The 9,121-nt window shown below is 60.8% G+C and carries 6 protein-coding genes; 2 read left to right on the forward strand and 4 right to left on the reverse strand.

Going from position 1 to position 9,121, the window contains the following annotated elements; translation table 11 throughout:
* Positions 1-654 precede the first annotated feature (654 nt).
* Positions 655-1,626: a homoserine O-succinyltransferase gene (metA, locus tag ADJ70_RS12410; RefSeq protein WP_050341884.1), complete on the forward strand. Its 972-nt coding sequence runs from the start codon at positions 655-657 to the stop codon at positions 1,624-1,626.
* 111 nt (positions 1,627-1,737) lie between these two features.
* Here metA and ADJ70_RS12415 read toward each other — a convergent pair whose 3' ends face one another.
* Complete coding sequence (locus tag ADJ70_RS12415; protein ID WP_083444015.1) at positions 1,738-2,406, reverse strand: orotidine 5'-phosphate decarboxylase / HUMPS family protein; 669 nt, start codon at positions 2,404-2,406, stop codon at positions 1,738-1,740.
* Between the two features lie 227 nt (positions 2,407-2,633).
* On the opposite strand from ADJ70_RS12415, the gene ADJ70_RS12420 reads away from it, so the two are divergent.
* Positions 2,634-4,331: a DEAD/DEAH box helicase gene (locus ADJ70_RS12420; RefSeq protein ID WP_050344589.1), complete on the forward strand. Its 1,698-nt coding sequence runs from the start codon at positions 2,634-2,636 to the stop codon at positions 4,329-4,331.
* A 269-nt stretch (positions 4,332-4,600) separates the two neighbouring features.
* Here ADJ70_RS12420 and ADJ70_RS12425 read toward each other — a convergent pair whose 3' ends face one another.
* The 3 genes from ADJ70_RS12425 to ADJ70_RS15155 all read right to left on the reverse strand — a co-directional run bounded on the left by ADJ70_RS12425 (position 4,601) and on the right by ADJ70_RS15155 (position 8,805).
* On the reverse strand, positions 4,601-6,481 hold the full coding sequence (locus ADJ70_RS12425; protein WP_050344590.1) for a carbon starvation protein A: 1,881 nt from the start codon (positions 6,479-6,481) through the stop codon (positions 4,601-4,603).
* Positions 6,482-7,528: 1,047 nt separating this feature from the next.
* Positions 7,529-8,647, reverse strand: a complete 1,119-nt coding sequence (locus tag ADJ70_RS12430) for an ATP-binding protein (RefSeq protein ID WP_216597270.1) — start codon at positions 8,645-8,647, stop codon at positions 7,529-7,531.
* Positions 8,644-8,805, reverse strand: a complete 162-nt coding sequence (locus ADJ70_RS15155; protein WP_216597271.1) for an AAA family ATPase — start codon at positions 8,803-8,805, stop codon at positions 8,644-8,646. The genes ADJ70_RS12430 and ADJ70_RS15155 overlap by 4 nt, the downstream gene beginning before the upstream one ends.
* Between the last annotated feature and the right edge of the window lie 316 nt (positions 8,806-9,121).

A 9,121-nucleotide genomic window follows, 5' to 3' on the forward strand; every position in this document is an offset into this window, starting at 1 on the left:
TGAGGCTCTGGTTGCAGAGTGCGCTTTTCCGTGAGGCTCTGGTTGCAGAGTGCGCTTTTCCGTGAGGCGCCGGTTGCAGAGTGCGCTTTTCCGTGAGGCGCCGGTTGCAGAGTGCGGTTTTCCGTGAGGCGCCGGTTGCAGAGTGCGCTTTTCCGTGAGGTGGCTCGACGTTTGCCCAGGTGAGGAAAAGCGCATTTTACGGAAAAGCGCATTCTGGTCTCGGGACGTCACGGAAAAGCGCATTCTGGGCACGGGTCCTCACGGAAAGGCGCATTCTGCGAGCCTCGGACCAACCAAACTGCGCTTTTCCGTGAGGCGCCCCGGGCTGTCTGGGCCAGAGTGCGGTTTTCCGTGAGGTGGCTGGACCAGAGTGCGGTTTTCCGTGAGGCGCCCTGGGCCGTCTGGGCCGTCGCCGTCGCCTGCCCGGCGCCTGCCTTTTGCGACCCAAATTTCATCTCGATCGTACATTGTACTCGAGGAGAAGGCGACAGAACGTAGGCGGGCAACTCCCTCGCTTGATCGGATCGCGCGCACTGCCCACGTCACATCCGAGCTCCGAGTCGGGTATCCTTAGGGAGAAAAAAGCGAGGCGCTGTACAGAGGCAACACTGGGCGTCATGCGATGCGGCCTCGCGACAGGAAATCGGAGCCACCATGCCCATCAACATCCCAGACGGTCTGCCCGCCAAGAAGACCCTTCGGCAAGAGCGCATCTTTGCACTCGAGGAGGAGGCTGCCGATCGCCAGGAGATACGTCCCCTCGACGTTGTCATCCTCAACCTCATGCCCACCAAGATCGAGACCGAGACGCAGATCCTGCGCCTCATCTCAAAGTCGCCCCTGCAGGTAAATTGCGACTTCATGCGCGTCTCGTCCCATGAGGCCACCCACGTGTCCCAAGACCACCTTGTTAAGTTCTACGACACCTTCGACAGCTTCGAGAGCAAAAACTACGACGGCATGATCATCACGGGTGCGCCCGTAGAACAGCTGGCCTTCGAGGAGGTAGACTACTGGGATGAGCTCTGCCAAATCATCGACTGGTCGCAGGAGCACGTCTTCTCCACCATGTATCTGTGCTGGGGAGCCCTCGCAGGCCTCTATCACCTGTACGACATCCCCAAGAGACAGCTGCCCGCTAAGCTCTTTGGCGTGTTCATGCAGCGCCTGTGCGACGAGTATAACTTTCTCACGAACGGCTTTGATGAGGTGCATGGGATGCCGCACTCTCGCCACGCCGCAATTGAGACGACGGAGCTTGCCAAGCACCCGGAACTGCACGTACTCTCCGAGGGTTTCTCGAGCGGACCTGCGCTCATCGCCACGCGCGACTTTCACGAGGTGTACGTGACCGGACACTTTGAGTATGGGCGTGACACGCTCTCGGACGAGTACTGGCGCGACTTCAAGAGTGGCCTGCCCATCCGTGTGCCCGAGCGCTACTTTCCCGATGACAACCCCGAGAGACAGCCCATCTTCACGTGGCGGGCACATGCCAACCTGCTCTATCGTAACTGGCTCAACTGGGTGTACCAGATGACGCCGTATGACCTCTCGCGGATACCGGCAGAGATTGCCAGGCTGCGTGACGGCTCAAACGGCACGATCGACAAGTTCGGGGCGTAGGGGGGCGAACTCGGGCATAGGCGTAGGCGGGCGCGATGTTCGGACAGGCGCACGTGACGCAGGCATTCGCACGCGCCGCAGGCACCCCTGTGGCCGCACGCGCCGCAGGATCTAGCCCATTTTGGCCTTGAGAGCTGCGGCGGCCCCGCGCGGGTCGCTTGCAGAGACGATGGCGCGACCGACAAGGACGATGTCTGGCTCCGCCTCGACCACGCGGTCAATGGTATCCATTCCGATGTGACCGACAACCGCCACCATCACATGACTCAGCTGCTCGTTGAGCTCACGCAGCGCCTCGAGCGGTGCGGCGTTCCCAGCCTCTCCCAGGTCAGAGACCTCGCTAAGCTCCGCGCCGTCGGCACCGAGGCCAGATGGCACAACGACGGACCTGACGCCCAGTGTCTCGAGCTCGAGCGCACGCGCCACGTAGCCCTCTATGCCGGCGAGGTCACCCACGACGTGGCCAGCGTGCTGTTGCGCCACGCCGAGCACCGCGCGAAAGGTCTCGTCGGAGGCAAGGCCCATCACACTCACGACGTCCGCCCCATACTCAAAGCACTTCTCGGACACATAACCGCCGCTGTGAAAGATCTTCGCATCGGCGAGCACCGTCTTGTCCGGAAAAGCGTGTTTCACGTGGCGCACGAGCGAGAGGCCCTCTTCGACCAGCAGCGGATAGCCGACCTCGACAATGTCCACGGAGTCTCGCGTGGCGAGCACCAGGTCAAGACAATCCTCCACACTTGGAGAGTCAAGGGTCAACTGCAGCTTCATTGGCATGAGAACCTCCCGTCAAAAACGTCACCTTCTCACTCTATCATCGGCGATCCCACAACAGGCTTTCCCTCATCGGGCATTTCGCTTACCGGCACCGGAGCACGGGCCACCGGTAGAGGTAAGAGACGATTCCGAGAATTATGCATGATTCGGAGGGTTATATATGGAGAGTTGAACACAAGCATAGACGCCCCCTGCAAACGAGTTGTTGTTGAGCGATACTTATGTTTATGACTAATTTATTCGCCAAGCTCGGGCTCAACGAGCAGATACTTGAGGGCGTCGAGGCCCTCGGCTTTACGGTCCCCACCCCCGTCCAAAGCAAGGCCATTCCAGAGGTGCTTGCCGGACGAGACATCATAGCCTCCGCACAGACGGGCACGGGAAAGACGGCGGCCTTCGCGCTACCCATCTTGCAGGTTATAGCCGAGGCCTCTCGCACGGCCCGCGAACAGCAGGCAGCAGAAATCGCCGCCGACCGTAGGAGGAAAGCGGGCGAGGGCGCCTCGTGCGACGACCTCGCCGTCGCAGAAAAGGCCGTCTCTAGTAACGCGGGCACGGCCAGTGGAAATGACTCGCCACCTGTCCTTGCCGACGCGATCGAGAAGGGTGCGTCAACCTCCGCGAAGGTGAATCCCGACGGGAGTATCGCCAAGCCACGAAGGCGTCACCATATCAAGAAAAAGCTGGGAACATCGAGCTCAAGGGCCGAGAAGGCTAAGGCGAAGCGGCCTGAGGCAGGCGGTAGCTCGGCTACGACTGCCAGCAATGGTGCGCCCAAGCCCAAATCCAGACGCACGTCTCGCCGCCGCAAGGGCACGCGCAAACAGGGAGACAATGCCCTCGCAAGGCAGGCGGACCCCAACGCCCATCCCTTTGGACCATTCGCCCTGGTGGTGACCCCCACGCGCGAGCTCGCAGCGCAGATCGAGGAGGTCGTCTCTGTCGTCTGCGAGAAGACCGGACAGAGGGCCGTCGTCGTCATGGGAGGCGCAAAGTTCAAGCGCCAGATCAAGGGACTCGAGGCAGGCTGCGACCTGCTCGTCGCCACGCCGGGACGTCTCATCGACCTCATGGATCACGACCACGTGAACCTCGACTGCGTGCAGTGCCTGGTGCTCGATGAGGCCGACCGCATGCTTGACATGGGCTTCTGGCCCAGCGTTCGCCGCATTGTCGCGGCCTGTCCAAAGAAGCGCCAGACGCTGCTCTTCTCGGCCACCATTCCCCCTTCCATCAAGGGTACGGTCGACGCGATGCTCACCGATCCCGTCACCATCGAGATCGCCCGCATGGGACAAACCGCAGAGACTGTGGAGGAGCATCTTTGTCCCGTGGTCCAGAGCCAGAAGATCCAGCTCCTTGAGGCCCTCCTTAACACGGGTGGCGCCTCGGGAGAGAGGCCCGACCGCGTGCTCGTGTTCTGCCGCACCAAGCGTCGCGCCGATGACCTGGAGAAGCACCTCAAGAAGACAGGCATCAAGGTTGATGTCATGCATGCGGATCGTCCCCAAAAGGCGCGCGAGCGAGCGCTCGAGAGCTTTCGTGGGGGCAAGGTGCAGGTCCTTGTGGCAACCGACGTGATGAGCCGCGGCATCGACGTGAGCGGCATTGACGCTGTCGTGAACTTTGACGTACCCATGGACCCCGAGGATTACGTGCATCGCATCGGCCGCACGGGACGAGCCGGAGCCACCGGTCATGCCTACACCTTCGTCGCGCCCGACGAGATAACGCCCCTGCGTGAGATCGAGTACTTTACCAGAAAGCTCGTGCCGCTCTGGGAGCTGGCGGGCTTTGACTACGACGAAACGCGCATCGTCCCTAACGATCACCGATCCACCACGAAGCCCACGCGCAACCTCTTTAGCGGCTCGCGCGGTCGTGGTCGTGGCTTTGGCGGCGGTCGCTACGGCAGGCACTACTAAGAGAACTGCGGGAGGCGTCTTGGGCACGCCACCGATAGGCTTCCTTACCCGCGCATGCGCCCGAGGAGGGGTGCCTACCCATACCGGCTCCCATCCCTGGTGGGAGCTACCTTATTCGCGTGCGTGCCTGAAGAGGAGTCCATCCCAAGAGGAGCCCGCCTCTTTGCTCAAGACGTTTGTATAAAGAAGGCTCGACGCCCGCCTACGATAGACGGGCACCGCAATCGTCCCGCGTACACGCATATGACACGTACCACGCGTCTCTTGCGCTACGCTCCTGTACGAGCGGCCTCGGCGCTCGCGAGAGTCTCTTGGCCACCTTCGGCTGGAGCCTCGGCCTCGGCAACGTGCCTGTGGCCCAACTCGGACCACTCGGGGTCCTCATCAGGCAGAGAGCCTGCCTTGGTGGTGAAAAACTCCTTCAGACAATTGTATGTCACGATGATGCCCAGGACCATGAGGAGTACCGCAAAGACGAGCTGCAGCCCCTTGGTAGACAGCACCTCAAGAGTGGGGCCAGCGGCGAGCGCAACCACACAGCCCCATGCGCTCATTGCGAGCGACGTGAAGGTGCAGGCAAGCAGAAACGCCACTGGCACATAGAGCATGAAGCCCTTACGACCGGTCGCCTTGCAGAAGACGGCGAGCGTGATCATGGTCATGCCACCCAAAAGTTGGTTGGACGCGCCAAAGAGCGGCCAGATATTGAGGTACCCGCCAAAGGTAAGCGCGCAGCCTACGATCAAAGTGAGAATGGTCGCGAACCAGGTGTTGGTGACAACCCCCATTGCGCCCGTACGCCCGGTCTCCGACGAGGCGGCGTCACCGGTCTTGAGAAAGAACTCCTGAAACGAGGTGCGGGCAACACGCGCGACGGCATCGAGCGAGGTGAGCGCCAACGCCGAGACATTCATGGTCATAAACACGGTCGAGAAGGTCGCGTCGATGCCAACGGTCCCCATACCCCGCGCGACGCCAGCGGCGAATATCTGAAACGGCGTACTCGCGGCACCACCAACGTTGAGGGCGCCGGTACCAGAGGTGTTCATGTCACCGAACATGATGCCCGCAACGACGACGGCGAGCACGCCCACAAAGCTCTCGAGCACCATGGCGCCAAAGCCCACGGACAGCATGTCTGGCTCCCGGGCTATCTGCTTGGAAGAGGTCCCGGAGCTCACGAGGCTGTGAAATCCCGAGAGAGCGCCACAGGCCACGGAGACAAATAGCAGCGGAAAGAGATAGTTACCCTTTGCGGCAAGCGCAGAGAGCGTCTGGGACGAGACGACCATCGGTGCGGTCATGGTGGCCCTGCCGTTCACACCCATAACGAAGATGCCTACGACGGCACAGGCGATCATCGCGACCATCATGATGGTCGTGAGATAGTCTCTTGGCTGCTTGAGCACCTGGATGGGTACGGCACTGGCAAACACAAGATAGACCATCACGACGGCAATCCAGCCGTTGAGGCTCAGGTACAGCGGAAACGCCATGCCGAGCGCAAACATGAGGGCAATAAGCACGATCGCAAGGGCGAGCTGCCTTGCTCCGGCGAGCTTGAACCTGCGGCTCGCCCAGCCAAACGCGACGGCGACAAAGGTAAAGAGAATCGAGATCGTACCTGCGGCACCGGCCGCATAGGACTTGGCGACGTCGATGGTGCCCGCCTCGCCAATGGTCATCTTGAAGGTGCCCGCAACCATAGAGGTGAAGGCGGCGATAACGATGCAACAAAAGAGCCAGATGAAGAGCAGAAACAGGCGGCGTCCCGTTCTGCCTATGTACTTCTCGATGAGCAGCCCCAAGGACTTGCCGTTGTTCTTGACCGAGGCGTACAGGGCGCCAAAGTCATGTACGGCGCCAAAGAACACGCCGCCGACGATCACCCACAGAAGCACCGGTAGCCAGCCGAACATCATGGCCACGATAGTCCCCGTCACAGGACCTGCCCCACAGATGGACGAGAACTGGTGCGCAAAGACCGAGAAACGCGAGGAGGGAGTGAAGTCCTTTCCGTCCTCCATGCGCACCGCCGGCGTCAGCGCATTCCGGTCGATGCCCCAGGTTCGTGCCATCCAGCGCCCGTATGCGATGTACCCGATGATGAGAGCCACCGCCGCAACGATGATGACTATCAGACCATTCACATTCATACGCTTGCCTCCCTCACAGGATCACAGCGCAGGTACGCGGGCCATGGTACAAACGCCAACCCGTCACGAGCGCCTCTCTTTGACCTTACGTCGTGGCTCAACAGAGCCGTTGCTCGTTTTGCCACGTTGTTGCGTTGGACATGGTAGGCTTATTGGAGTGAAGACCACTCGCCACTTACCAAACCGAAACGTCCGCTTAATGCAACCCAATCCCAAGCGCAGGACCTGGTGTTTTCGAGGCGCAGGAAGCGGGACGCTGGGAGTTGAGGTAGGGGGTGGGGATGGGGGGTGGGGGTCCGTCGCCCCACCGCAGGAGGATGGTCGCTCGCCTCGCCACGTCTTGCCGGGTCTCGCCGGGCCTTACTGCGCTGGGGTCACGCTGCGCTGAGCCAGGGTTACATCGGTTTTTGGTAGCCGTCGCGGGGATACAGAGCGCGTCCTTTGGTGACGGCACGCACGCAGAATGCGCTTTTCCGTGAGGCGGGTCGGCGTTTGCGCAGGTGAGGAAAAGCGCACTCTACGGAAAAGCGCATTCTGCAACCCGTGCTGTACGGAAAAGCGCATACTGTGGTCGCGACGTTACCAAAAGGCGCATTCCGCATCGTATCGATCACGTAGAGCGCGCCTTTGCGTGAGCCGTCGGGGACAGAGTGCGCCTTTGCGTGAGGGCCCACGGCCAGAATGCGGTTTCCGTGAGGTGTCGGGGTCAGAATGCGCCTTTGCGTGAGGTCCCACGGCCAGAATGCGCTTTTGCGTGAGGCGGGTCGGCGTTTGCGCAGGTGAGGAAAAGCGCACTCTACGGAAAAGCGCATTCTGCAACCCGTGCTGTACGGAAAAGCGCATTCTGCGGTCGCAACGTTACCAAAAAGCGCATTCCGTATCGTATCGATCACGTAGAGTGCGCCTTTCCGTGAGGCGCACTCCGCGCAACCGCCGCGCGCTGATGACCCCCATCCAGCAGGATCATCATCCACATCAACTTCCCCCGATGACAAACCTCGGCAGACGAGACGGCGCGACGCAGACACCAATCGCCACCGCTTATAACGCCCAGACGGGAAACGCCCAGGCACGATCACTCACGGGAAACGTGTCTCCCGTCATGCAGAGTATGCAGCCCGTCCCGATCTTACGCCTAAAAACGGAGAGACCCTCGGGTACATCATCAGCGGCAACGGGATCAAGCGCCCCAAGGTTTCGCGCGTCACCCCTGCTAGGAGAGGCCGTCTTCTTGATCTCAATCGGATAGAGCGTACCATCTCTTTCCATGAGCAGGTCGATCTCCTTCCCGTCGCTGCTCCGAAAGAAGAAGAGAGGGGCATGTCTCCCCGCGTTCGCAAAACCCTTGTACACCTCTCCAAAGGCGTAGGTCTCAAAGATCTGTTCACTCATCGCGCCCACCTCAAGCGCCTGCGGGTTGCTCCAGCCAGTAAGGTATGCAGCAAGGCCGGTATCCAGAAAGTGCATGATTGGCCGCTTGCTCAAGCGCTTGAGCAGGTTGTTCGAGTAGAGCTCGACCAGCTTAATGAGATACGTACTTACAAGAAGTGAGAGCCAGGTCTTGGCAGTCTTCTCGCTGACGTCGGCGATGCGAGCAAGCTCTGCGTAGACAACGGGCCTCGAGGTAAGCGCCGCGCACGCCGCCATGAAGTGACGGAACCTAAGCGCGTCTCCCACTTGAGCGAGGTCTCGTATATCCCGCATGACATACGTGTCGAGGTATGATTCGTATCCAGCTGACCTCAGGTCCTCGGGCAACGCGCGTATGGCCGGCAGTGATCCCGCGCAGATCCGCCCGTAAACCTCGGTGACGTCCAGCGGCGTGCACAGAGCCGCCCGACGAGTGAAGTAGTCTGGGCTAGGATCATACGGCTCAGAGGGAAGCCCCTCCATCTCTGCATTGGATAAGCCCAGCATCTCGATGATGCCCACACGTCCCGCAAGTGACTCCGAGACCTCCCTCATCAAATGGAGCGGCTGGGACCCAGTGAGCCACACGCTGCCAAGCTGGGAGGAGGTATCGACAACCTCCTTGATACAAGGGAGAAGCTCTGGTGCCTTCTGTATCTCGTCGATGAGCACGGGTGGGTGCCAGCGCTGCAGAAAGAGCGCGGGGTCCTGTCTAGCTGTCTGGAGGATGGCCGTGTTATCGAGCGTCACGTAGGAACGGGGGACACCACGAGGCGCACCTCTTCCATGAGATGCCTGAGCATAGTGGTCTTACCTACCTGACGAGGACCAACCACCACGACGACCTTAAAATTGTCAGCGTAGCGACGCACGAGAGGCTCAAGCGAGCGTCGGATGTACTGAGTCATAAGAAAACCTAAGCTCTTTCTCAAATCCGAAGCATACTACCTATTTCGAGGCAATTTTCGAGGGGGTTCGCATGACGAGGCAGACGACCTTCCTCGACCAAGGAACGCGGGCCGCAGACACACGACGAGGAGGGGTGACATGCAGTGACGCCCCTGTGATAGCTGCACTTGGTAAAATCCCAGGTCACCGCCTCACCCTGGACGTCTCCGGGAAGCGCGCCTCGTCGTACGCCTCGGCCTCTGTGAACACCCTCATGAGGGCGGGGGCCACACGGCACGCTCGTGCGGGCCCCGACAGCCTCCGGCCGCCGGCGGG

It is taken from the genome of Olsenella sp. oral taxon 807 (genome assembly GCF_001189515.2).
Taxonomy (GTDB): Bacteria; Actinomycetota; Coriobacteriia; order Coriobacteriales; family Atopobiaceae; genus Olsenella_F.

Bases quoted from the DNA above. Each gene is read 5' to 3' on its own strand.
- metA (WP_050341884.1), top strand. From the start codon at position 655: ATGCCCATCAACATCCCAGACGGTCTGCCCGCCAAGAAGACCCTTCGG.
- ADJ70_RS12415 (WP_083444015.1), bottom strand. From the start codon at position 2,406: ATGCCAATGAAGCTGCAGTTGACCCTTGACTCTCCAAGTGTGGAGGAT.
- ADJ70_RS12420 (WP_050344589.1), top strand. From the start codon at position 2,634: ATGACTAATTTATTCGCCAAGCTCGGGCTCAACGAGCAGATACTTGAG.
- ADJ70_RS15155 (WP_216597271.1), bottom strand. From the start codon at position 8,805: ATGACTCAGTACATCCGACGCTCGCTTGAGCCTCTCGTGCGTCGCTAC.